Source organism: Comamonas terrae (genome assembly GCF_001544075.1).
Lineage (GTDB): Bacteria > Pseudomonadota > Gammaproteobacteria > Burkholderiales > Burkholderiaceae_C > Comamonas > Comamonas terrae.
Genome location: NZ_BCNT01000001.1, coordinates 267,956 through 292,064, shown reverse-complemented (window position 1 = coordinate 292,064; position 24,109 = coordinate 267,956). Strand labels below are relative to the sequence as shown.

At 66.9% G+C, this 24,109-nt stretch carries 17 protein-coding genes and 2 riboswitches; of the genes, 16 read left to right on the top strand and 1 reads right to left on the bottom strand.

Annotated elements, in window-relative coordinates; genetic code table 11:
• The first annotated feature begins 110 nt into the window (after positions 1 to 110).
• The 14 genes from Cte04_RS01260 (at position 111) to Cte04_RS01195 (ending at position 20,622) form a co-directional block, all read left to right on the top strand.
• A complete protein-coding gene (locus Cte04_RS01260; protein ID WP_066471765.1) occupies positions 111 to 1,373 on the top strand; it encodes a putative Na+/H+ antiporter in 1,263 nt (420 codons plus the stop codon).
• Between the two features lie 72 nt (positions 1,374 to 1,445).
• A complete protein-coding gene (ppk2, locus tag Cte04_RS01255; protein ID WP_066470441.1) occupies positions 1,446 to 2,366 on the top strand; it encodes a polyphosphate kinase 2 in 921 nt (306 codons plus the stop codon).
• A 160-nt stretch (positions 2,367 to 2,526) separates the two neighbouring features.
• Positions 2,527 to 3,600, top strand: coding sequence for a transporter (locus tag Cte04_RS01250; protein ID WP_066470437.1), 1,074 nt, complete (start codon positions 2,527 to 2,529; stop codon positions 3,598 to 3,600).
• 169 nt (positions 3,601 to 3,769) lie between these two features.
• Positions 3,770 to 4,249: a VOC family protein gene (locus Cte04_RS01245; protein ID WP_066470435.1), complete on the top strand. Its 480-nt coding sequence runs from the start codon at positions 3,770 to 3,772 to the stop codon at positions 4,247 to 4,249.
• Positions 4,250 to 4,456: 207 nt separating this feature from the next.
• Positions 4,457 to 6,085, top strand: a complete 1,629-nt coding sequence (locus Cte04_RS01240; protein ID WP_083526433.1) for a sulfatase-like hydrolase/transferase — start codon at positions 4,457 to 4,459, stop codon at positions 6,083 to 6,085.
• Positions 6,086 to 6,747: 662 nt separating this feature from the next.
• On the top strand, positions 6,748 to 7,041 hold the full coding sequence (locus tag Cte04_RS01235; protein WP_066470417.1) for an H-NS histone family protein: 294 nt from the start codon (positions 6,748 to 6,750) through the stop codon (positions 7,039 to 7,041).
• Positions 7,042 to 7,520: 479 nt separating this feature from the next.
• Complete coding sequence (locus Cte04_RS01230) at positions 7,521 to 9,254, top strand: methyl-accepting chemotaxis protein (RefSeq protein ID WP_066470415.1); 1,734 nt, start codon at positions 7,521 to 7,523, stop codon at positions 9,252 to 9,254.
• Positions 9,255 to 9,472: 218 nt separating this feature from the next.
• Positions 9,473 to 9,727: riboswitch (cobalamin riboswitch) on the top strand.
• Between the two features lie 137 nt (positions 9,728 to 9,864).
• The gene (locus Cte04_RS01225; RefSeq protein ID WP_066470409.1) at positions 9,865 to 11,997 is read left to right on the top strand and encodes a TonB-dependent receptor; all 2,133 of its coding nucleotides are present in this window, start codon (positions 9,865 to 9,867) and stop codon (positions 11,995 to 11,997) included.
• Entirely contained in the window at positions 11,997 to 13,049 is a 1,053-nt protein-coding gene (locus Cte04_RS01220; RefSeq protein WP_066470403.1) for an ABC transporter substrate-binding protein, read from the top strand. Before Cte04_RS01225 ends, Cte04_RS01220 begins: the two co-directional genes overlap by 1 nt.
• Entirely contained in the window at positions 13,046 to 13,864 is an 819-nt protein-coding gene (locus tag Cte04_RS01215; protein WP_245633248.1) for a (2Fe-2S) ferredoxin domain-containing protein, read from the top strand. The genes Cte04_RS01220 and Cte04_RS01215 overlap by 4 nt, the downstream gene beginning before the upstream one ends.
• Before the next feature lie 3 nt (positions 13,865 to 13,867).
• Complete coding sequence (cobW, locus tag Cte04_RS01210; RefSeq protein ID WP_066470386.1) at positions 13,868 to 14,923, top strand: cobalamin biosynthesis protein CobW; 1,056 nt, start codon at positions 13,868 to 13,870, stop codon at positions 14,921 to 14,923.
• Positions 14,924 to 14,981: 58 nt separating this feature from the next.
• The gene (cobN, locus tag Cte04_RS01205; RefSeq protein ID WP_066470383.1) at positions 14,982 to 18,803 is read left to right on the top strand and encodes a cobaltochelatase subunit CobN; all 3,822 of its coding nucleotides are present in this window, start codon (positions 14,982 to 14,984) and stop codon (positions 18,801 to 18,803) included.
• Positions 18,800 to 19,960 carry a magnesium chelatase ATPase subunit I gene (locus tag Cte04_RS01200; RefSeq protein ID WP_066470380.1) on the top strand — a complete coding sequence of 387 codons (1,161 nt, stop codon included), beginning with the start codon at positions 18,800 to 18,802 and terminating at the stop codon, positions 19,958 to 19,960. Before cobN ends, Cte04_RS01200 begins: the two co-directional genes overlap by 4 nt.
• A gap of 32 nt (positions 19,961 to 19,992) precedes the next feature.
• The gene (locus tag Cte04_RS01195; protein WP_066470378.1) at positions 19,993 to 20,622 is read left to right on the top strand and encodes a vWA domain-containing protein; all 630 of its coding nucleotides are present in this window, start codon (positions 19,993 to 19,995) and stop codon (positions 20,620 to 20,622) included.
• Between the two features lie 48 nt (positions 20,623 to 20,670).
• On the opposite strand, the gene Cte04_RS01190 is transcribed toward Cte04_RS01195, so the two are convergent.
• Entirely contained in the window at positions 20,671 to 21,579 is a 909-nt protein-coding gene (locus tag Cte04_RS01190) for an ABC transporter substrate-binding protein (RefSeq protein ID WP_066470373.1), read from the bottom strand.
• Positions 21,580 to 21,722: 143 nt separating this feature from the next.
• Positions 21,723 to 21,960: riboswitch (cobalamin riboswitch) on the top strand.
• Between the two features lie 290 nt (positions 21,961 to 22,250).
• On the opposite strand from Cte04_RS01190, the gene Cte04_RS01185 reads away from it, so the two are divergent.
• Positions 22,251 to 23,321 carry a FecCD family ABC transporter permease gene (locus Cte04_RS01185; protein ID WP_066471762.1) on the top strand — a complete coding sequence of 357 codons (1,071 nt, stop codon included), beginning with the start codon at positions 22,251 to 22,253 and terminating at the stop codon, positions 23,319 to 23,321.
• The gene (locus Cte04_RS01180; protein ID WP_157081778.1) at positions 23,318 to 24,097 is read left to right on the top strand and encodes an ABC transporter ATP-binding protein; all 780 of its coding nucleotides are present in this window, start codon (positions 23,318 to 23,320) and stop codon (positions 24,095 to 24,097) included. The genes Cte04_RS01185 and Cte04_RS01180 overlap by 4 nt, the downstream gene beginning before the upstream one ends.
• Positions 24,098 to 24,109: the final 12 nt, after the last annotated feature.

The following is a 24,109-nucleotide window of genomic DNA, read 5'->3' as shown; positions in this document are numbered from 1 at the left end:
CCAAAGGTTTTTTCGTCGCGCTTACAATGCCGGCTGGGTGGCGCGTCATGGTGGCGTTCCAGGAAAGCAGCGAAGGTCGGGCCGCCTCGCTGCTTGATGACGTCCCCCTCATGATCGACATTACCATCGAAGCGATTGCCGCAGGCATTTTTGCGGTTGCCCTGGCGCATACCTTTGCCGCCAAGCAGTTCGAGCGGCTTTCCCACCGTTTCCCGCGCCACGCGGGCCTGTTTCATCTATTGGGCGAGGTGGAGATCGTCTTCGGCTTCTGGGCCATGGTGCTGATCGTGCTCATGGCGCTGTCTTCCGGCGGCAGCCAGGCCCTGCAATATGCGGAAAGCCGCAACTACACGGAACCCCTGTTCGTGTTCGTGGTGATGGTGATCGCCGCGTCGAAGCCGGTGCTGGCGACCGTCATGTCCCTGGTCAATGCCATTGCCCGCCTGTTGCCGGTGCAGACTTCGCTTGCCACGGCATGGCTGGGTCTGGCGGCTGTGCCTTTGCTGGGCTCGCTGGTCACCGAGCCGGCGGCCATGACGATTGCAGCGCTCATGCTCGCTCCGCAGATCTTCAGGCCCCATGTTCCGGAGGGGCTGAAATACTTTGCACTGGGCGTGCTGTTCGTGAACGTTTCCATCGGCGGCACGCTGACCTCTTATGCCGCTCCCCCCGTGCTCATGGTGGCGTCGACCTGGCAATGGGACAGTGCCTTCATGTTTGCCAACTTCGGCTGGAAAGCCGCTGTTGCCGTGCTGGTGAACGCAACGGTTGCCACCGTGCTGCTGCGCAACCACCTGCGCCCCGCATTGCCCGGCAATGAAGACCTGTCCTCCACCGAGCGCGTGCCGCTGCCGGTGGTCCTGGTGCATCTGGTCCTGCTGGCGGCCGTGGTGCTGCTGGCGCACCACCCGGTGGCTTTCCTGGGGCTGTTCCTGCTGTTCCTGGGCTTCACGCAGGCCTATGACAGGCACCAGAGCCCGCTCATCATCAAGGAAGCGCTGCTGGTGGGCTTCTTCCTGGCCGGCCTGGTGGTGCTGGGCGGCATGCAGCAATGGTGGCTGCAGCCCATTGTCTCGGGGCTGCAGCCGCTGGCCCTGTTCATTGGCGCAGTCGGCTTGACGGCCATCACGGACAATGCAGCCCTGACCTATCTCGGCTCCCTGATTGCGGATATTCCCGAGCAGTCCAAGTACATGCTGGTGGCTGGCGCCGTGGCCGGTGGCGGGCTGACCGTGATTGCCAATGCCCCCAATCCCGCGGGCGTGGCCCTGCTCAAGCGCGGATTTGCCGATGAAACCGTTGGCGCTGCAGGATTGCTGCTGGGCGCGCTGGGGCCCACGGCCGTCGCCATTGCCGCCTTCATGCTGCTTTGACAGGCAACGGTGCGTCATCAAATATTCACCAGTGCCGGCTAGGCTGCCGGCAATTGTGAAGAAAGTGATGCCATGAGTTTCGAAGACCGCGAGGAGCTGGTTCGTCGCATCGAGAACGATCTGCTGGACAGCCTGGACGAAGAGCTGGAACTGGAAATCGAAGATCGCACCTATGAACTGGCCGGAGTCGATGGCGACGTGAAGGCCAGCCGCGAAAGCCATGCGCAGCGCGTGTCCTATTTCAAGGAGCTGTTCCGGCTCCAGGGCGAACTGGTCAAGCTGCAGGACTGGGTGGCTTGCGCCAAGCAAAAGGCGGTCATCATCTTCGAAGGCCGTGATGCGGCAGGCAAGGGCGGGGTCATCAAGCGGATCACCCAGCGGCTGAATCCGCGCGTGTGCCGCGTGGTGGCGTTGCCGGCTCCGAACGACAGGGAGCGCACGCAGTGGTACTTCCAGCGCTATGCCGCACACCTGCCGGCGGCAGGGGAAATGGTGCTGTTCGACCGCAGCTGGTACAACCGCGCCGGCGTGGAGCGGGTCATGGGCTTTTGTTCGGACGAAGACTATGAGGAGTTCTTTCGTTCGGTACCGGAGTTCGAGCGCATGCTGGTGCGTTCGGGCATCAAGCTGATCAAGTACTGGTTTTCCATCACCAACGAGGAGCAGCACCTGCGTTTCCTGGGGCGCATCCATGATCCGCTCAAGCAGTGGAAACTCAGCCCCATGGACCTGGAATCGCGCCGCCGCTGGGAAGACTACACGCGCGCCAAGGAAGCCATGCTCGACCAGACGCATATTCCGGAAGCTCCTTGGTGGGTGGTTCCCGCCGACAACAAGAAGCAGGCCAGGCTCAATTGCATCAGCCATCTGCTGTCGCAGTTTCCCTACGAGGAGGTGGCGCGCCCCGAGGTGAGGCTGCCGGAGCGCGTGCGCAATGCCGATTACATCCGCCATCCTGTGCCGCAGGACATGATTGTTCCGCAGACCTATTGAAGGCACCTTCGGCGCAAGCAGACCCATGGTATGGGGGGTATGCCTGTCATCTTTTTGACACGCTGGCCGCAAACAATGGCTCCTTTGTTCTGTGCGGGGCAGTTTGCGTGTCATCCACTTTCATTGAGGCGTCTCGTGCTTGCGGGGGCGGGGCTGGGCCATGAGTGATGCGGTTGCCTCTGCGCCACTGGCTGCTGATGACGCAGGGCTGATCTGCGGTTGGCGCTTCTTCTGCGAAACCCAGCAGCCCGCGCAGGCCATGACGGCCCAGTCTGCTGCCGCGTGGCTTGCATCATCCGGCAAGAGCGCATCTGCCGGATCGGACAGTGGCCCGATGCACGCCGGCGGGCGCCGGGATTTTCTATGGCTGCATTTCAACTTGGCCAACACCCAGTCCCTGCGCTGGCTGCAGCGCCACGCGGCGCTGCCTCCTGTCTTCTATGCGGCCTTGCGGGAAGGACTCACTTCCACGCGGATCGAACGGGCCGACGATTCGCTGGTGGCCGTGCTCAACGATGTGAATTTCGAATTCAACTTCGATTCTGCCGACATTGCGACGTTGTGGATCTGCCTTGACGAGCACCTGGTCATCACCGCGCGCACGCAGCCGCTGCGCACGGTGGATGCGCTGCGCGCCGCCGTGCGCGAGGGCGACAGCCCGGCAAGCACCGCAGAGCTGCTGGAGCATCTGATGCGAACGCAGGCGGATGTTCTGGTCAAGGTGGTGCGCGAGACCACGGTGCGTGTGGACGATATCGAGGACGCCGTCCTGGCGCAGCGCTACCACCATCCACGGGCCCGCCTGGGAAGCTTGCGGCGGCTGCTGGTGCGGCTGCAGCGTCTGCTGGCCCCGGAGCCGGCGGCACTTTTCCGCCTGCTGCAGCAGCCTCCGCACTGGATGGGCGAGGACGACCGCAGGGGACTGGCGGCCGCCAGCGAGGAGTTCTCGCTCATGCTGCGCGATATGCAGACCTTGCAGGACCGCATCAAGCTGCTGCAGGAAGAAGTGGCGGCGGCGGTGAACGAGGACAACAGCAACAGCCTGTTCGTGCTGACCGTCGTGACCGTGCTGGCGCTACCCATCAATATTCTTGCGGGCCTGTTCGGCATGAATGTCGGAGGCATCCCGCTGGCCGAGCATCCGCACGGCTTCTGGATCGTGGTTTCGCTGGTTGCAGGTTTCACCGTCGTGGCGGCCTGGCTTGCATTCCGCAAGCGGCGCCAGCCGGATTGATCCCTCGCTGCCAGGCTTTCGGTGGAGGGGATCTTGGGAGGCCACCGGCCTATTGACCCGGATGCGTCAGTATCTTTTCTCAAGGCCTTCGCGGGGGAAAACATGACAATGGATCGCGCAGCGCACGGCATTGCGCTGAGCATCCACTTGCCATGAAGGGAGAACGAAAGTGACCAGCAAGAATACGATTTGTCTCTGGTACGACGGCACGGCCCTGGAGGCCGCGCAGTTCTATGCGAAGACGTTCCCTGGCAGTGCCGTGAAGGCTATCCACCGTGCGCCGGGCGACTATCCCGCCGGCAAGCAGGGGGATGTGCTGACGGTCGAATTCACCGTCATGGGCATTCCCTGTCTTGGCTTGAACGGCGGCCCGGCGTTCAAGCACAGCGAGGCGTTCTCGTTCCAGGTCGCAACCGAGGATCAGGACGAGACGGACAGGCTGTGGAATGCCATCGTGGACAACGGCGGGCAGGAGAGCGCGTGTGGCTGGTGCAAGGACAAATGGGGGCTGTCCTGGCAGATCACGCCGCGCATCCTGTCCGAGGCGATCGCCGATCCCGATCCTGCCGCCGCCAAGAGGGCCTTCGAAGCCATGATGCAGATGACGAAGATCGACATCGCGACGATCGAGGCCGCACGTCGCGGCTAGGGCTATTTCCATTGCCCGGGGATGGCCAGGGACGCTAGACTGCGACCCGCTGTCAGGCAGACTGAAAAAACACAATAACCAGATCCGGCCCGCTCAGGGCCTGCCGTGCTTGCGGCCTCAAGAACAATTCTGGTAACCCTTGCGAATTGCGGATCTCCCCCTTCAGGGCGGGCTGACCGGATTCGCTTTCTTCCGCTTTCCCTTCCCATGCACATTCGGTTTTCTGCCTTGCAGCCATCGCCGGCCGTTGCGGCGGCGCTGCTGTCGATCTTGCTGCTGGCCGGCATTGCTGCAGGACATGAAGGACACCGCGTAGCACAGCTTGCGGTCTTGGCGCTGCCTGCCTTGCTTTGCCTGCGTTTCCCGCTGAAGAGCCGTTGCTGGCGCATATGCCGATTGCTTGTCGTGAGTGGCACCATGGGGCTTTTTCTGGTGGACGGTGCAGTGCGGGCCTTTCTCCAGGCCGGCTATCGCGCCTTGCCTGACAGCTCGCTGGTCCTGGCTGCGGTGGCCAATACGACTCCCCGCGAAATTGCCGAATATGTGTCTTCACAGAAGAGCGGTCTGCTCGTGGCCGGCCTGGCGTTGCTTCTGGCATGGGTTGCTGCCACATGGCTGGCCGCGGCATGCAACCGTCACGGGGCAGCGGTGGGAAGGGCGGGGCGCTGGGCCATGGTGCTGCTCGCACTGGTGTGCCTGGTGGGCTTGGCCAGCAAGCCCTGGCGGCGCCACCATCCGCTGCTGTTCTGGCCGGCCTGGGTACAGTCGGTACAAGCATTGCAGCATTCCTGGTCCGACCAGCGGGAGCAACGCGGCGCGCTGCTTGCCAACGCACATTCGGCTGCAGCGCGCATCACCCTGGCAGCGCCTTCCACGGTGGTACTGGTTCTGACCGACAGTGTGAACCGCGACAACATGAGCCTGTACGGCTATCCGCGTGATACCACGCCCGAGCTGCAGGCCTTGCGGCAATCGGAGCGCGATCACCTGCTGGTCTTGCGCCATGCATGGTCTGTGGAGCCCAGCACGGTGGCCTCCCTGAGCGGGATTTTCAGTTTCGGTGCACGCGACCAGGACGATCCGGTACGCGACACCCATCACCTGCTGGCCTTGGCGCGCGCTGCAGGCTACCGGGTCTGGTGGCTGAGCAACCATGACGACATTGCCATCGACCAGCAGCATGCCCGATTGGCCGACTTCGTGGCGATGAACAACCGTGAACCGGGACGGTCTTCATCGAGCCTGGACGGGGAGCTTCTGGACGATCTCGATGCGGCATTGCAGGACAAGGCGTCCCACAAGCTGATCGTGGTTCATCTTCTGGGAGCGCACCCGCACTACCATCTGCGGATTCCGGAAGCGATGCGGCCTTTTCCCGATGCTCCAGATGCCGTGGATGCGGAAATGCTGAGCGAACAGCGCCCGGCCTGGCTGCGCTCCATGCGCCGTACCTATGACCGGGCCATCCGATACCACGATTCGGTGGTGGCCCAGACCTTGCGCCTGGCGCGGCTGCATGCGCCGCAGCATGGGCATGCAGCCTGGATGTTCCTGTCCGATCATGGCCAGGAAGTCGGCCACGATATCGATCACGCGGGCCACAGCCCCGGCACGATGGCCGGCTACCGGATTCCCACGCTGCTCTGGCGCCAGGGAAAGCCTTTTGACCACGAACTGGCACGGCGTCCTTTTCGCGCCGACTGGAGCGGTTGGGTACTGGCTGACCTGATGGGATTGAGCTGGGCAGGAATGGACCGGAGCCGCAATGTGCTCGATCCAGCTTATGACTGGCAAGCTCCCCAGCTGGCCATATCCATGGCACGGTACGACCACTAAGGCATTGCCGTATCCATACACTTGCGCGGCGGCTGGCTCCAAAGAAACCCGACCCTGACTCAGCGGATTGCCGTAGCCGCATATTGCCCATGGGAGAGTGGCAATGCAGACGGCCGGTTTTCATTCCGGTTTCTGATGGAGCCACAATACCGTCGCAGTCGCGAGCCGGTGTGGGAATCAGAAAGCCCTGCTGTCTGCATCAGCAGGACCCCGGATATTGGCCGTGGAGGAAGAAGCCGGCCTGCAAATGCCTGCTCGGCATCTCTTATCGCCTTGTTACATATTGTGGTTGAAACAGTTCGGCAGTAAGGGATCTGCTGTGGTTTGCCCTGAGTGAGCGAGAGAAACCTCAGTTTCGACTGCACCCCATGAAATACCTATCGCTTCTGTGGCTACGCCATGGGACAGCGTGGGCAGCGCCGGGAACCAGCAGGAAGAGGAGGGCATTACATGGCAAGGGACGCCTATTGGAGTTTGGGTGAACCCTTGCCTATCTCTCTTTCCGGGGATTCCATGTTCAGAAGAAGCTATATTGGCTGCGGAAAATTCTTCTGATACCAAGAATTACTCCATGAAACAATATGCTTGTATGCTTTTTACAAAGAAAATAGATATTGAATATGGGTTCGGATTCCTATCTTCTCACTAGCCAAGGAGCGTAAATGAACACACGTACAGCCTCATATCAGGAACTGCTGGCGCAGCGCGAAGCTTTGGAGCAGCAGATTGCTGCCGCCCGCAAGGAAGAGGTGGCCAATGCGGTACAGAAGATCCAGGCGCTGGTTGCAACCTTTGGCCTGACCCCGGAAGACGTTTTCCCCTCCGGCAAGAAACGTTCGACAACGGCTGTGGCTCCAAAGTACCGTGATCCTGCAACCGGGCAGACCTGGACGGGGCGCGGCAAGCCGCCCGCCTGGATCAAGGACAAGGATCGCGCGCAATTTGAAATCAAATGAGCAAAGTGAACGCAAAGCAAAGTGGCCCCCGGAGGCCACTTTTTCATGGTATGCGCATGAGTCGTGCTCCATTTGAAATGCCTGCCTGCAGGCCATGCGTTGCTTCCGAATTCGGAAATGCAACGCATTCCCGGCATTACGACTGCACTATTTGCAGATAAAGCCCGTTTCACGAAGATGGTATTGGGCGATGACAATTGTTTGCAATCCAGGGATTGCATTCACTTAATCCGCATGCGAGTGGTTTTTCGGTGCAATCGCTTGTATCTGGCGGCGATCAGCAAATGTACGAGCCGGTGTGGGAGCTTCACGAACCCCATTGAAGTGCGCAATGGCCGCCTCTGGAACTGACGTCCTGGCAACAAAAGCGAAGTGAGATCTTTGTTAGTAACAATGAAGTTACACTTTGCAAAATAACAATAAAAAACTTCACAGTTCTTGTTGCAGCACAAACAGTCAACCATCCACGAGGGACAGAGATGAATCAACTGAAAATTTCCACAAGGCTGGCCATCTCATTCATGGTCATGATGCTGCTTCTGGTAGTGCTGGGCGGTGTCGCGCTTCATGGCTCGTCTGCTCAGCGCTCGGCACTTGGCGAAATCACCCAGAGGCGTATTCCCATCATCCGGATGCTGAACAACATCACGGACGGGGCAAATGAGCAGGCCATCCAGTTTCGCAATCTCGCGCTGTTCACTACCGAAAAAATCCAGAAATCCGCACGTGCAGTCATCCAGAAAACCCGCAGCGAAGTCGTGGCGGAGATCGACGCCGTGGACCAGCTCATTCGTTCCGAGCAAGGCAAGGCCTTGCTGCAGCAACTGAAGCAGCGGCGCACTGTGTTCATCAGGTCGGGCGACGAGTTCCTCGCCCTGCTGGAACAGGACCGGCGGGAGGAAGCACAGGCACTGCTGGAAAACCGGCTGCGCCCGGCCCAGCTCGAATACCAGGGCACGATCCGTGAATTGCTGGATCTCCAGACCAAGGCCTCGGAACTGGCCAGCCAGGAAGCGGAAGCTGCGGCCCACGGCCTGTGGCGAAATGTCCTGATCACCGGTGCCGTGGCCCTTGCCTTGGCCGTCTTTCTGGCGCTTGGCATCATTCGTTCTATCTCGCGTCCCCTGGCCCAGGCCGTGGCGGTCGCGGACCGCGTGGCCAATGGCGACTTGAGCGGTCGGATCGAAGTGCAATCCAAGGACGAGATGGGTCTTTTGCTGGCCGCTTTGCAGCGCATGCAGCAGAGCCTGGTGAAGACGGTGACCGCCGTGCGCGGCAATGCCCAGGGCGTGGCATCGGCCAGCACCCAGATTGCCGAGGGCAACAACGACCTGTCCGGCCGTACCGAAGAGCAGGCCAGCGCGCTGGAGGAAACTGCTGCCTCCATGGAGCAGCTGGGCTCCACGGTCAAGCAGAACGCCGACAATGCACGCCAGGCCAACCAGATGGCCGTGAATGCCTCGTCCGTGGCGGCGCAAGGCGGCGAGGTCGTGGCTGAAGTGGTCGAGACCATGAAGAGCATCGATGACAGCAGCCACCGGATTGCCGACATCATCGGTGTGATCGACGGCATTGCCTTCCAGACCAATATCCTGGCCCTGAATGCCGCCGTCGAAGCGGCCCGTGCCGGCGAGCAGGGCCGTGGCTTTGCCGTGGTGGCCGGCGAGGTGCGCGCCCTCGCCCAGCGCAGCGCCGAGGCAGCCAAGGAAATCAAGCAGCTCATCAATACCAGCGTGGAACGCGTGGAGCGGGGTTCGCAACTGGTCGGCAAGGCGGGGGACACCATGGCGGAAGTCGTCACGGCCATCCGCCGCGTGACCGACATCATGGGTGAAATCAGTGCCGCCAGCCATGAGCAGAGCACCGGCATGGCCCAGATCGGCGAGGCCGTCACCCAGATGGACCAGACCACGCAGCAGAACGCCGCGCTGGTGGAGGAGATGGCTGCCGCTGCCAGCAGCCTCAATGGCCAGGCGCAATCGCTGGTACAGGCCGTGGCGGTATTCAAGCTGTCTGCAGACGAGCAACCGCGAACCGCAGCCATTGCGCCTTCTCGCGACAGGGCGAAGGTGCCTGCAAAGCCCATGCGCACGCCGCCAAACCCCGCCCCTGCAGCACAGGCTGTGCTGCGCCGCCCCGCCAGCGTTTCCGAGCCTGTGCGAAGCGTTGCACAGGCAGCCGGAAAGGAAGAGGAGAACTGGGAAGTTTTCTGAAGCGCTCTGCCCGACCATGCTTTGCGGCCCAGGCAAAGCACTCCGTCAATGCCAGGACAAAGGGCTTGCAGGAGCCATCATGCAAGCCCTTTTCTCATATGCAGGCGAAAGAGCGCCAACTGCCACGGTGGCCCGCCGCTGGACGCCCTGGCTGCCGGTGGCGTGTGGATCGCTGCAGTCCGGCCGGCTGCTAGAATCTGCCCGCGCCCGCAAGGGCGCTTCGTTTCGGCAGGTGCTCGCTTCTTGGAGCGAGTGAAACGGGAACAAGGTCCGGTCGCCCATGACCGCATGCCTTGGCTGCCCCCGCAACGGTATGCAGGAAAGCACCCCCAGCAAGACGCCGCAGGCGCTTGCAGCCACTGGACCGGCTCTTCTTTCGCTTCGCGAATGCCTGAGCCCCCGGGAAGGCGGGATGTGGATTCAGCGATGGATCGCCTGCGAGCCCGGAGACCGGCCCGCCGATGACTTCCTGTGCCGGCGCATGCGTCGGTGCTTGCTACAACTGTCTGCGGGGTGCGGATGGCAGCCGGAATGCAACAGACTTTGCCGCCCGCGGCAAGGCCGTTGCCTGCGCAGCTTTCCCATCAGGCGGTTTCAGCCTTTTGTCGAAATGCGCAACACATCAACACGCTTTCCGGCGTTTGCCTCTTCCCCTTTCCATCCTCCGTCTGTCCTGCGTGCCCGCGGCACTGCGCTGCAACTGGCCCTGCTGTGGCCGGCCGCCGCGCTGGCGCAACAGACCCTGCCCGAAGTGACGGTGCAGGAAACCCGGCAGGCCGACGCCCCGCTGGAAACGGACCGCCGGGCCCTATCGGCAGCGCATGTGGATGTGCGGGTCCTGGAACTGCCCGCCAGCGTCAGCGGTGTATCGGCCGTGCAGATGGCCGAGCGTGCGGACCATGGCGTGGTGGAAGCCGCGACGCGTACCGTGGGCCTGTCGGCATCCAGCGAGCCGGGCAATGGCGGCCTGTCGTTCTCCAGCCGCGGTTTTGCGGGCCCGAATTCGGTGGGCGTGGCCGAGGACGGCATCATGCTGGGCGTGGCGGCCGGCACCATCGCTTATCCCGACAGCAGCTGGGGGTACGAACGCCTTGACGTCCTGCGCGGCCCGGCATCGCTGATGTATGGCAGCGGCACCATGGGCGCCACCGTCAATGCCGTGCGCAAGCAGCCCGAGCGCGAGCACTCGGCCGAGCTGCTGCTGGGCGCCGGCAGCCGTGGCACGGTACGTGCAGGCCTGGGCAGCTCCGGCGCCATCGGCGATACGCTAAGCTACCGCCTGGACGCCTATGGCGAGCGCTCCGATGGCGAGCGCCCGCTCGACAACTCCCAAAGCGGCAAGCTGATGAGTGCGTTGCGCTGGACACCGCGCAGCGATGTGACCGTCGATCTGACGGCGGACATCAGCAACCAGGCTCCGTCGCGCTACTTCGGCACGCCGACGGTGGATGGACGCGTGGTGCGCGAACTGCGCAACATGAACTACAACGTGAGCGACAGCGACCTCCACTTCCAGGATCGCCGCTTCAAGGCCGGGGCCGAGTGGCGGGTGAACGACCTGATCACCGTACGCAACGCGCTCTACCACTTCAGCGCCGATCGCCACTGGAAGAACATCGAGGGCTATGGCTACAACCCCGGCGCAGGCACGGTGGATCGCTACGACTATCTGGAGATCGGCCACGCAGTCCAGCAAAACGGCAATCGCATGGCGCTGGAGTTCAAGCCCGCCAACCACCAGGTCGCCATGGGCTGGGATGCCTCGCAGGCCAATTTCAGCAGCTACAGCAATTCGCCCTATACCGGCGGCTCCACCGTGTCGGCCTTCAATCCGGTCAATGGCTACTGGGACAGCACCGATCCCTATCTGCCCCGCACCAGCTCGCAGCTCAGGCAGAACGCGCTGTTCATCGAGGATGCGTGGAAGATCGGCGCCCAGTGGCTGCTGATGGGCGGCATCCGCCGCGACTGGTATGAATTCTCGCGGCTGGATCTGGTCAGCGGCGCCGCGCTCGACAAGGCGCTGAACGCTACCTCATGGCGCCTGGGCCTTACGCGACAACTGACGGAGCGCTCCAGCGTCTATGCCCAGGTCAGCACCGGCCATGATCCGGTCACCAGCCTGCTGTCCCTGTCCAGGTCGTCCACCGGCTACACCTTGAGCAAGGGGCGCCAGCAGGAGGTCGGCTTCAAGCAGCAATTGCCCGAAGGGCGCGGCGAATGGACGGCCGCGCTGTTCCACATCGTCAAGAACGACATCGTCACCAGCGATCCCGGCAACCCGGCCCAGTCCATCCAGGGCGGCAGGCAATCGTCGCGTGGGCTGGAGCTGGCAGGCGCCTTCAGCGTGAACAAGGCTTTCCGCCTGGAGGCCAATGCCGCCTATACCCATGCCAGGTACGACGAGCTGATGCGCGGCACCGTCAACCGCGCGGGCAACCGCCCGGCCAATGTGCCGCGTGTGACGGCCAACCTGTGGGGGCACTACCGCATCGACGACTGGCGCGGATCGCTGGGGCTGCGCCATGTGGGCGGCCGCTTTGCCGATGAAGCCAATTCCGAGCGCATGCCCGGCTACACGGTGGTGGATGCGGTGCTGAGCTGGAACGTGAACCCCAGGACCACGCTGAGCCTGATCGGCCGCAATCTGACCCAGCGTGTCTACGCCACCTCCGCGTACAACACGCAGTGGTTTCTGGGTGCGCGCCGCAGCGTGGAACTGACGGCCCGGATGCACTTCTGATGGCAATGCGCGCGAACCTGCTCACCGCCTGCATTGTGCCGCTGGCCCTGCTGGCGGCGGCCTGCTCCGAGCGGCAGGCGCCGGCACCGTCGCAATCTGCCGCAGTGCCTGTCCTGCGGCATGAACCTGCCGTGGTCGTCGACGTCTGCGGTCAGCCCACCCGGTATGACCGCGTGCCGCAGCGCGCCGTGACCTATGACGTGAACATCGCCGAGATGTTCCTGTTCCTGGGCCTGGGCGACCGGCTGGCCGGCTACGCGGGCATTCCGTCGCAAAAGGCCGCCAGCCCGCAGCTTGCTGCCTGGCTGGAGCGCGTGCCCGATCTGTTGGCCCAGGGCCTGGAGATGGAGGCGCTGCTCAGCCAGCAGGCGGACTTTGTCTTCGGGGGCTGGAGCTATGGCTTTCGCCCGGGCGGCGTCACCCCGCAGCGGCTGGCCGACCATGGCATCGACTCCTATGTGCTGTCCGAGTCCTGCATCCGCGTGCAGCAGCGCGAACGCGTGGCGCTGGATGATGCGTTGAAGGACATGGAGAACGTCGCCGGCATCTTCGGTGTGGAGCGGCAGGTCCGTCCACGCATCGACGGACTGCGCGCGTCCATCGCGCAGCTGCGGCAGCAGATGCACGGCGTGGAGCAACGCCCGCGGGTATTCGTGTACGACAGCGGCGAGAGAATCCCCACGACCGCAGGCCGCTTCGGCATGCCCCAGGCCATGCTGGACGAGGCCGGGGCGGTCAACATCTTTGCCGACCTGCCAAGCAACTGGCCCCAGGGCAACTGGGAGGATGTGGTGCAGCGCGATCCCGAGTGGATCGTCATCGTGGACTACGGCACGCCCAATGCCCGGGGCAAGATCGACTTTCTGCTGCAGAAAAAGGAGCTCGAGGCGGTGAGCGCCATCCGGCAGCGCCGGTTTTTCGTCATGAGCTATGCCGAGGCCACGCCGGGCCCGCGCAATGTGGAGACCGCGCAGAGGCTGGCTGCGGCCCTGCATCCCGAGCGGCACATCACGGTCGCGCCGGTGCAATTCAGCAAGGAGGTGGTGCATTGACCGCCGCCCTGACCCCGGAAATGTCGCTGGCCGTCATTTTGCTGAGCCGGGGGGCCGCCTGCGCCGCGGGCAGCGCCGAGCTGGCGCAACTGGCCGCGCGCGTGCAGGCCGCCATGGCCGACCAGGGCATGGCGCCGCTGCGCGTGCAACCCGCTTTCACGGACCGCCGCGAGCCGGCGCTGCCCCAGGCGCTGGACGCCTGTGCCACCGCGCAGACCGTGGTCATCGTGCCCGTGATGGTGCCTGACGAGCCTTCGCTGCGGCGCTGGCTGCACAAGCTCGTCATGCGCTGGCGTGCCGGGCGCGCAGCGCACATGCACGGTCCGCGCCTGGTTTTTGCCGAACCGCTGCTGCAGGCGCCACGGCTGGCCGACCTGCTGGCCCATGCGGTGCTGCAATCGCTTGAGGCGCCCGACGTGCCTGCCGTGGTGGGCGAAGAGGCCTGGGAGCGCGATCCCGCCGGCTGGTCCGGCGTGCCCGAGCACCGGCACCATGTGCTGTGGTGCGTGGGGCCGCGCTGCGCGGCCAGGGGCTCGGTGCAACTGTGGCCGCGGCTGGCGCAGGCGGTGCATGACACGCCTGGCCTCAAGAAGCAGGTCATGCCGCTGCAGACCCAGTGCCAGTACCCTTGCAACCATGGCCCGCTGATGATCGTCTATCCCGACGGTGTCTGGTACGGGCCGCTGGCCGAGGCCGACATCGGGCGCGTGCTCGCCGAGCATGTGCTGCATGGCCGCGTGGACGCGCAGCTGCGCGTCCACGGGCCGCAAATCCTGGCCCCTTTTCGAATTCCTGCTTACCCTTCCGGAGATTGATCCATGCAAACCACCAAGATCCCCGCCACCATCGTTACCGGCTTTCTGGGCAGCGGCAAGACCACGCTGATGCGCCACATCCTGCAAGAAGCCAAGGGGCTGCGCGTGGCCGTCATCGTCAACGAGTTCGGTGAGCTGGGCATAGACGGCGAGATCCTCCGGACCTGCGCCATCGGCTGCCGGGAGGAGGGCGGCGCCGACGCGCCCGAAGGCCGCATCTACGAACTGGCCAATGGCTGCATGTGCTGCACCGTGCAGGAGGAGTTCTTTCCGGTGATGCAGGCGCTGGCCGAGCGCCGCGCCGACATCGACGTGCTGCTGATCGAGACCAGCGGCCTGGCCCTGCCCAAGCCGCTGGTGCAGGCATTCCAGTGGCCCGAGATCGCCAGCGTCTTCACCGTGGACTCGGTGGTCACCGTGGTCGATACGCCGGCCACCGCCGCTGGCCAGTTCGCTCACGATCCGCATGCCGTCGACGAGCAGCGCCAGGCCGATCCCAACCTCGACCACGAGGCCAGCCTGCATGAGCTGTTCGAGGACCAGCTCTCGGCCGCCGACCTGGTCGTGCTGTCCAAGGCCGACCTGGTTTCGCCCGCCGAACTGGCCCTGGTGCGCGCGCTGGTCGCGGGCGAGGTGCCGGCCGAGGTCAAGATGGTCGAGGCCGAGCAGGGCCGCGTGCCGCTGTCCGTGCTGCTGGGCCAGCAGCGCGCGGCCGAGGCCCATATCGACGAGCGGCACTCCCACCACGACCACGACGAGGACCATGACCACGACGCCTTCGACGCGCTGCACATCGACCTGGGCGCGGTGGACCGCGAGCGCCTGCTGCAGGCGCTGCAGGCCATCGTGCAGCAGCACGCGGTGCTGCGCGTCAAGGGCTTCGCCGCGCTGCCGGGCAAGAAGATGCGGCTGCTGGTGCAGGGCGTGGGGCGGCGCTTCGACGCCTACTTCGACCGCGCCTGGACGGCCGGCGAAGCCCCGGCCACGCGCCTGGTGTTCATCGGCCAGGGCCTGGATGCGGAGCGGCTGCGCACGGCGCTGGCGGCGGCAGAGGCTTGAGATGAAATCAGCCTCCAGCCCTTATCCACCAAGCGCAAGCTGCTCTATTTTCTGAATCATGCACCTGCTCAGCACCCGCCCCGGCGGCTTTGTCGAAGACGACAGCATCATCACCCGGCTCGACCAGACGCCCGCCGAGATGGTGGTGCTCAGCTCGGCCGACACCACGCTGTCGCTGCTGGCCGATGCCTACCGGCTCTGGCAGCAGGCCGAGCCCGACGCCCCCACGCTGCGCCTGGCCAACCTGCTGCACCTGCGCCAGAGCGCCTCGCTGGACCTGTACATCGACGAGGTGCTGCAGCATGCCCGGCTGGTCATCGTCGACCACCTGGGCGCCGAATCGGCCTGGCCCTATGGCATCGAGCAGCTGCGCAAGCTCGCGCAGCGGCGCGGCCAGCAGCTGGCCATGTTCTCGGGCGACAGCCAGGAGGATGCCGAGCTGCTGGCCAAGGGCACGCTGGCGCCGGCGCACAGCCGCGCGCTGTGGCAGTACCTGCGCGCCGGCGGCCTGGCCAATGCGCGCGAGTTCCTGCGCATGGGCGCGGCCTGGGGGCTGGGCCGCAGCGTGGAAGGCGCGCCGGTGCGCGTGCTGCCGCCCGTGGCCGTGCATGTGCCGCTGGCCTGGATGGATCCGGCCTCGGGCCGCATCCCGGGCCTGGACGACCTGAAGGCGCGCTGGCAGCCGGGCGCGCCGGTGGTCATGCTGGTGTTCTACCGCTCGCACCTGCTGGCGGCCAATACCGAGGCCTTCGATGCCCTGGCCGAGGCGCTGCTGGCCGAGGGCCTGAACCCGCTGCCGCTGGCGCTCGAGTCGCTGAAGGACGCGTTGTGCCTGCAGACGCTGCGCGCGCTGTGCGCGGCGCAGGGCGTGCAGCTCATCCTCAACACCACGGCCTTCGCCGCGCTGGGCGAGCATGCGCGCGGCGGCGCGGAGGCCGATGCGCTGGCCGGCGACATCCCGGTGCTGCAGGTGATCGCCAGCGGCACCAACCGCGACGACTGGCTGGCCGATACCCAGGGCCTGCGCCCGCGCGACATCGCCATGCAGGTGGTTCTGCCCGAGATGGACGGCCGCATCATGACGCGCGCCATGAGCTTCAAGGGCCTGGCCCACCGCTGCGAGCTGACGCAGACCGACGTGGTCGCCTACCAGGCCGAGCCCGACCGCGTGCAATGGATTGCCGAGCTGGCCCGGCGCTGGTGCCTGCTGCGCAGCAAGCCCGCGGCGGCCAAGCGCGCCGCGCTGGTGCTGGCCAACTACCCGGGCAGCGAGGCGCGCCTGGGCAGCGGCGTGGGGCTGGACACGCCCGCCTCGGTGATCGCACTGCTGGCGCAGCTGGAGCGCGACGGCTGGAACCTGGGCGATGCGGGCGAGCGCCCCGCCGATGGCCAGGCGCTGATGGAGCGGCTGCAGCAAGGCATTGCCAACGACCCCGCTCAATGGCCGCTGCGCGCTGCCCGCCAGGGCTATTCGCTGCAGGCCTACCGCCAGCGCCTCGCGCAACTACCCGAGGGCATGGCCGAGGCGGTCACCGCCCGATGGGGCGCGCCCGAGCAGGACCCCATGCTGCGCGAGGGCTGGTTCATGGTGGGCGGGCTGCAGCTGGGCAACGTCTTCGTCGGCATCCAGCCGGCGCGCTCTCTCGATGGCCGCAACGACTATGCCCAATACCACGATGCCGAGCTCGTGCCGCCGCACCACTACCTGGCGTTCTATTTCTGGCTGCGCGACGCCTTCGCCGTCGACGCCGTCGTGCACGTGGGCAAGCACGGCAACCTCGAATGGCTGCCGGGCAAGAGCCTGGCGCTGTCGCAGCAGTGCTGGCCCGATGCCATCCTGGGGCCGCTGCCGCATGTCTACCCCTTCATCGTCAACGACCCCGGCGAGGGTGCGCAGGCCAAGCGCCGCAGCCAGGCGGTGATCATCGACCACCTGATGCCGCCGCTCACGCGCGCCGAGAACCACGGCCCCCTGCAGGAGCTGGAGCGGCTGGTGGACGAGTACTACGACGCGCTGCTGGTGGACCAGCGCCGCGCCGCAATGCTGCGCCGCCAGATCCTCGACACCGCCCGCGGCCAGGACCTGCTGCGCGAGCTGGGCGTGGATGCCGGGCGCGCGCCGGACGAGCAGATCCTGGAGCGCATCGACGCCTACCTGTGCGAGCTCAAGGAAACCCAGATCCGCGACGGCCTGCACATCTTCGGCCGCTCGCCCGAGGGCGCGCTGCGCGACAGCACCCTGCTGGCCCTGGCGCGCTACCCCGCGGCGGGCGAGCAGGGCCTGCTGAACGCGCTGGCCGCCGACCTGCTGCGGGGCGGCGACTGGAACCCGCTGGACATGGATGCCGCCGCGCCCTGGACGGGCCCGCGCCCGCCGGTGCTGGCGCAGATCGACGCCAGCGCCTGGCGCCACGGCGGCGACACGCGCGAGCGGCTGGAGCTGCTCGCGCTGCGCGTGCTGGGACGGCCAGAAACCGCCCAGGACTGGCCGCAGACCCGGCAGGCGCTGGCGCGCATCCATTCGCAGATCGCGCCCGCGCTCGACGCCTGCGGCCGCGAGGAGCTGCGCCAGTTCTCGCGCGCGCTGCAGGGCCGCTTCGTGCCGCCGGGGCCCAGCGGCTCGCCCTCGCGCGGGCGCTGCGACACCCTGCCCACGGGGCGCAACTTCTACACCGTGGATACGCGCGCCATCCCCACGCAGACCGCGTGGGCGCTGGGCCAGCAGTCCTGCGACCGGCTGCTGGCGCGCTACCTGCAGGAGCACGGCGAGTACCCGGCGGCCATCGGCATCTCGGTCTGGGGCACGGCCACCATGCGCACCGGCGGCGACGACATCGCCCAGGCCTTTGCGCTGATCGGCGTGCGCCCCCGGTGGGCGCCGGGCAGCCAGCGCGTGGTGGACTTCGAGGTCATCCCCGCCGTGGGCCTGCGCCGCCCGCGCGTGGACGTGACGCTGCGCATCAGCGGCTTCTTCCGCGATGCGTTTCCGGGCGTGGTGCAGATGTTCGACGCCGCCGTGCGCGCCGTGGCCGAGCAGGACGAGGACGCCGACGACAACCCCATCCGCGCCCGGGTGCTGCGCGATGCCGCCGCGTGGGCCGGGCAGGGCATGGACCCGGCCCGGGCCCGCGAGCAGGCGCTGTGGCGCGTGTTCGGCGCGCCCGCGGGCAGCTATGGCGCCAGCATGCACACGCTGCTGCGCTCGGGCCAGTGGAGCGATGCCGGCGACTTTGCGCGCCACTACCTGCACTGGGGCGCGTTCGCCTACGGCCGGCAGGCCGACGGCGTGCCCGCGCGCCAGGCGCTCGAGCAGCGCCTGCAGGCGCTGGACGTGGTGCTGCAGAACCAGGACAGCCGCGAGCACGACCTGCTCGACTCCAGCGAGTACTACCAGCACCAGGGCGGCATGGTGGCCGCCGTGCGCCACCTGGGCACACTTATCGGGAGGGCCGAGCCCGCGGTCTACCATGGCGACCATGGCAACCCGCAGTCGGCGAAGATCCGTTCGCTGGCCGAGGAGATCGGCCGCGTGGTGCGCGCCCGCGTCACCAACCCCAAGTGGATCGCCGGCGCCATGCGCCACGGCTACAAGGGCGCGTTCGAGATGGCGGCCACGGTGGATTACCTGTTCGGCTTCGACGCCACCACGCAGCTGGTGTCCGACACGCACTACGCGCTGGTGGCCGAGGCCTATGTGCAGGACGAGGCCGTGCGCCGCTTCCTGCGCGCGCACAATCCCCAGGCCCTGGGCGACATCGTGCACCGGCTGCTCGAGGCCATCGACCGCGGCATGTGGGAGCAGCCCGGCGCGCTGCACGAGGCGCTGCTGGCGCGCATGCTGGAGCAGGAGGAATTCATGGAAGGACGAGCGCAGCAATGACACCGACATTCCCTTTATCGGCGATCCAGGGCCAGCCGCAGCTGGTGCAGGCGCTGCTGCTGGCGGCCATCGAGCCGGCGCTCGGCGGCGTGCTGGTCCAGGGCCCGCGCGGCACGGCCAAGTCCACGGCCGCGCGCGCGCTGGCCGACGTGCTGGCGCCCGCGCCCTTCGTCACGCTGCCGCTGGGCGCGTCCATCGAGCATGTGGTGGGCAGCCTCGACCTGGCCAAGGCCCTGGCCGGCAGCGAGGTGGCCTTTGCGCCCGGCCTGCTGGCCCGGGCGCACGGTGGCGTGCTCTACGTCGACGAGATCAACCTGCTGCCCGATGCCATCGTCGATGTGCTGCTGGACGTGGCCGCCTCGGGCGTGAACCGCGTGGAGCGCGACGGCATCTCGCACAGCCACGCGGCGCGCTTCGTGCTGATCGGCACCATGAACCCCGAGGAGGGCATGCTGCGCCCGCAGCTGCTCGACCGGCTGGGCCTGTGCGTGCAACTGGCCAATGCGCAGGACCCGCAGCTGCGCAGCGCCATCGTCAAGGCGCGGCTGCGCTTCGACCTCGACCCCGCGGGCTTTGCGCAGGCCCACGCGGCCGAGCAGGCGCGCCTGGCAGAACGCCTGCGGCAGGCGCGGCTGCGCTGCGCCGATGCCGGCCAGCTGCCGTGGAGCGATGCCGTGCACGGCGAGGTCGCGCAGCAGTGCATAGATGCCCGGGTGGACGGCCTGCGCGCCGACCTCGTGATGCTGCGCGCGGCGCGCGCCCTGGCCGCCTGGGAAGGCAGCGAGGGCATCGGCGCGCGCCATGTGGCTGCGGTGGCGCCCCTGGTGCTGCTGCACCGTGCCAGCCAGGCGCCCGCCGACACCGCGCAGCGCCCGGCCCCGTCGCCGGCGCCAATACCGGCACCAGCACCGGCATCAACACCGGTGCCGCCTCCATCGCCCACCCCGGCGGGGAACGCGGGCCAGACGAACCCGACGCCCAGCCCCGGCCCGGCCGGGGCCGCGGCGCAGGGCCTGCAGCAGCCGCCCGCCGACTGGGGCCGGCCGCAGCCCCTGGCCAGCGCGCCGGTCGCGGCGCTGCAGGCCGACGCGCTGGCGCAGGCCGCCCTGGAGGCCCTGGCCGCAAAAAAAGCCCGCGCCCCCGGCCGGGGGCGCTGACGCGCCCTGGCCGGGGGCGCACCGCAGTGCCCATGGCCGGGGCTGCGCTGGCCAGCCCTGCGCAGCCCGTGGCGCAGCGCCGGCCGGGCGCCGTGCTCGACTGGCCCGCCACGCTGCGCGCGCGCCGCGGCCAGCCGCTGGCGGCCGGGCACCTGCGCTGGCGCCAGGGCCTGGGCCAGCCCCAGGGGCTGCAGGTGTTCGCGCTCGACTGCTCGGCCTCGATGCTGGACAGCGGCGCCTTCGCCCGCGCCAAGGGATTGCTGCTGCAATGGCTGTGCCGGGCCTATCTGCAGCGCATGCCCGTGGCGCTGCTGTGCTTCGGCGCAGGCCAGGTGCAATGGCAGCTGCCGCCGCGCCGGGCGCCGCGCTGGAATGCGGAATGGATCGACCCGCTGCCCGGGGGGGGCGGCACGCCCCTGGCCCAGGCCTTCCAGGCAGCATGGCAGATGCTGGCCCGGTGGCCCGAAATGCAGCCCCAACTCTGGGTGCTCAGCGATTTCCGCAGCCCCGATGTCCTGGCCCTGGTGCGGGAGCGTGTCCCCCCGCTGGCCCATGTGCTGGTCGATTGCGAGCCTGCTGCCCATGGCGGCCGGCCCTTTGGCGGCGCCGGGCGCCTGGCGGATGCCTGGAGCTGTGCCGTGCGGCTGAGGCTGCCCTGGTGAATTTCAGGCCAAATATGGCTGCAGCCCAGGTGTAACAAGCGAAGGCAGCTATCTTTTTGATGATTCTGTTCCGGGCGGCGGCAATTGCTGCAGGCATAGCAGTATCTGCCGGGCCGCCTCGTCGATGCGCGGGCCGGGCCGTACCATCACCTCGAAATCGGCATTGGGAATACGGCAGTAGCGATTGCCTTTCAGGGCCGGCAGGAGGCTCCAGCCCTGGCGTGCGGGAGGCGGCACCGGCATGTCGGCCATGGTGATGATCACGTCCGGATTGGCGCGCACCACGTACTCGGGGCTGAGCCTGGGATACATGGGCAGATCCCGCCCCGCAATATTGACCAGGCCCAGGCCTTGCAGGGTCTGCCCGATGAACGATGCCTCGCCCGCTGCGGCCATGCCGCTGTGCAGTTCGAAATAGACCTTTCGGCCCTGCCACTGGCGCGGCACCTGGCGTCGCAGCGCATCGAGCCGGTCGCGGGTCTGCTGCCACAGCCTGGTGCCCCGGCCCGGCCGGCCCAGCAGCATGGCCAGGGTCTCCAGTTCCTGCGCCATGTCGTCATAGGTCTGGGCATTGAGCGTCAGCACCGGGATGCCCAGGCTTTCCAGCCGTTCGTCCACCTTGTGGTTGGGGCGTGCCAGCACCACGTCGGGGCGCAGCGCCACGATGCGCTCGATATCGGGGTCTCTCAAGCTGCCCACCTTGGGGATGGCGGCGGCCTGCTGCGGCCAGGTCGAATACCGGTCCACGCCCACCAGCGCATCGCAGCCGCCCAGCGCGCAGATGGCTTCGGTAAAGGACGGCTGCAGGGAAACGATGCGGCGTGCCGGCCCTGCCAGGGCGATGGCTTTCTGGCGGGCATCGACCAGCTCAATGGCCCCCTGCGCGGCGGCTTGAACGGGCTGCGCCAGCAGGGAAATGGCCGAGGTCAGTGCCAAGGCCTTGAGGTAGTCGCTCATGTCGCAGCCGCAAGCTCAGGAGAGAAGGGCCGGATTCTATGTCAGCAAGTCGGGACGGCAGCCGCCGGGCGGCCTGGCTTGCTGCCCTATACTGTGCGGCGCATTGCAGAACGCCGGCGGCTTTGTCCAGGACGGGCCGCTGCTTCGGCATGCATGCAACAGGTGCCCGGGCGATGCCCGGGTTCAACGGGAACAGGGTGCAAAGCCCTGGCTGCCCCCGCAACGGTAAGCAGAGAAAGCCGCTTCAGGGCGCCTTGCAACGCAAGGGCCGGCCACTGATGTCCCACGTGGCCCGGCGGGCGCGCGATGGCATCGGGAAGGCGAAGCGGCGGCTCCCAGCCATCTGCCAGCCCGGATACCGGCCTGTTGGGCGCCGCGTGGCATGTGCATAAGAGCATGCCCTGCGGCATTGCAACGACCGTCTGCGGGGCGCAGCGTGGCGGCAACAGGCTTGGCGGCGGGACCCTGGCGGTGCCCGGTGCCGCAGCATGAGTCCGCCAGCCGCAGGCAGGCGGCCGACTCCATGGGCCTCTTGAATTGCTTCATCTTTCTGCCATACCCCTTGCCATGCCAAGGACCATGGTCCCTGCGGACGGCAGCGGCAGCCGTGTTGGATGCCCGGCCCGGGGATCCGGCTGCGCGGGGGGGCGAATGCCATGACCTCCGGCGCGATGTCCGCATTCCGGCAGCAGCGCCGCCGGCTTGCCGGCTGGCTGGCGGCACTGCTGGCCTTGCTGCTGCTGTCGTTGGCGCTGTCCATCACGCTGGGGCCTGCGCATGTGGAACCTTGCAAGGCATGGCAGATCGCGCTGCATGAGCTGGGCTGGCGGCTGGGGCTCGATCTCGCTGCAGGGGACTGGAGCCCGGCGCAGTACCAGATCGTCTGGCGCATACGCCTGCCGCGCGTGCTGCTGGCTGCACTGGCCGGGGCGGGGCTGGCGCTGGTCGGCGTGGCCATGCAGGCCATGGTGCGCAATCCGCTGGCCGATCCGTACCTGCTGGGCGTTTCCTCGGGCGCTTCGGTCGGCGCCGTCACGGTGCTGGCCTTTGGTGCCCTGGCCTTTGCGGGCGAGCTGGCCCTGCCGCTGGGTGCCTTCGGCGGCGCACTGGCAGCCTGTGTGGCCGTCTACCTGCTGGCCCACGCAAGCGGGCGGATTCTGGCTTCGCGGCTGATCCTGGGCGGCGTGGCCATCGCCTACTGCCTGGGCGGGCTGACCAGCCTCATCGTGCTCACTGCCGGCCAGCGCGAACTGGCCGGCTCCGTGCTGAACTGGACGCTGGGCAGCCTGGCCGGCGCCCGCTGGGATGTACTGGGCCTGCCTGCCGCTCTGCTGCTGGCCGGCATTGCCTTGCTGCTGGGCCAGGCGCGCGCGCTCAATGCATTGCTGGCCGGCGAGGAAAGCGCGGCCACGCTGGGCGTGGACACCACACGCACGCGGCGCCGGCTGTTCCTGCTGGTTTCGCTGGTGACCGGCACCTTGGTGGCGGTGTGCGGTCCCATAGGCTTTGTCGGCCTGATGGTGCCGCATGCGGCGCGCATGCTGGTGGGCTCCGAGCACCGCCGCGTGCTGCCCGTGGCGGCGCTGGTCGGAGCGATCTTCCTGGTCTGGGTGGATGTGCTGTCGCGCATCGCCTTTGCGCCGGCGGAGGTTCCCGTGGGCGTCATCACCTCGCTGCTGGGCGGCCCTTTCTTCGTCTGGATGCTGTGCCGCCAGGGCGGCGGTGAAAGGCGGCCCGCATGACCGTGGAACTGCGCACGCAGCGGCTGTGCTGGCAGGCGGCCGCCGCGCATATCGTGCGCGATGTCAGCCTGTATGTGGCCCCGGGGGAGTTCGTGGGGCTGCTGGGACCCAACGGCAGCGGCAAATCCACATTGCTGCGCATGATCTACCGGGTACTGCGCCCCGCCAGCGGCCAGGTGAGCGTGGAAGGCCGCGACGTGTGGCAGTCCGGTGCGCGCGACAATGCCCGGGCCATGGCGGTGCTGGCGCAGGAAAACGGCAGCGAATTCGAAATGCGCGTGCGCGACGTGGTGCTCATGGGCCGCACACCGCACCAGTCGCCGTTTGCGCGCGACAGCGAGCAGGACCTGCATCTCGTGGACCAGGCGCTGCGGCGCATGAACGCCCAGGCGCTGGCCGAACGCCTGTTCTCCACGCTGTCGGGCGGGGAAAAACAGCGTGTGCTCATGGCCCGTGCCCTGGCCCAGCAAGCACCGCTGCTGGTGCTGGACGAGCCCACGAACCATCTGGACGTGCGCCACCAGTTCGAGCTGCTGAACCTGATCCGCGGCCTGGGCCTGACCACGCTGGCCGCATTGCATGAGCTGCCGCTGGCCGCGCATTACTGCGACCGGCTGTACCTGCTCAAGGAGGGTGCCCTGGTGGCCCGGGGCACGCCGGCGCAAGTGCTGACGCCTGACACCATTGCCGAGGTCTATGGCGTGCGCGCCCTGGTGCAGCCCAGTCCACGCACCGGCAAGCCTCTGATCGAGTTCCTGCCCGACGAACTGCTGTGAATACGTGCCGCA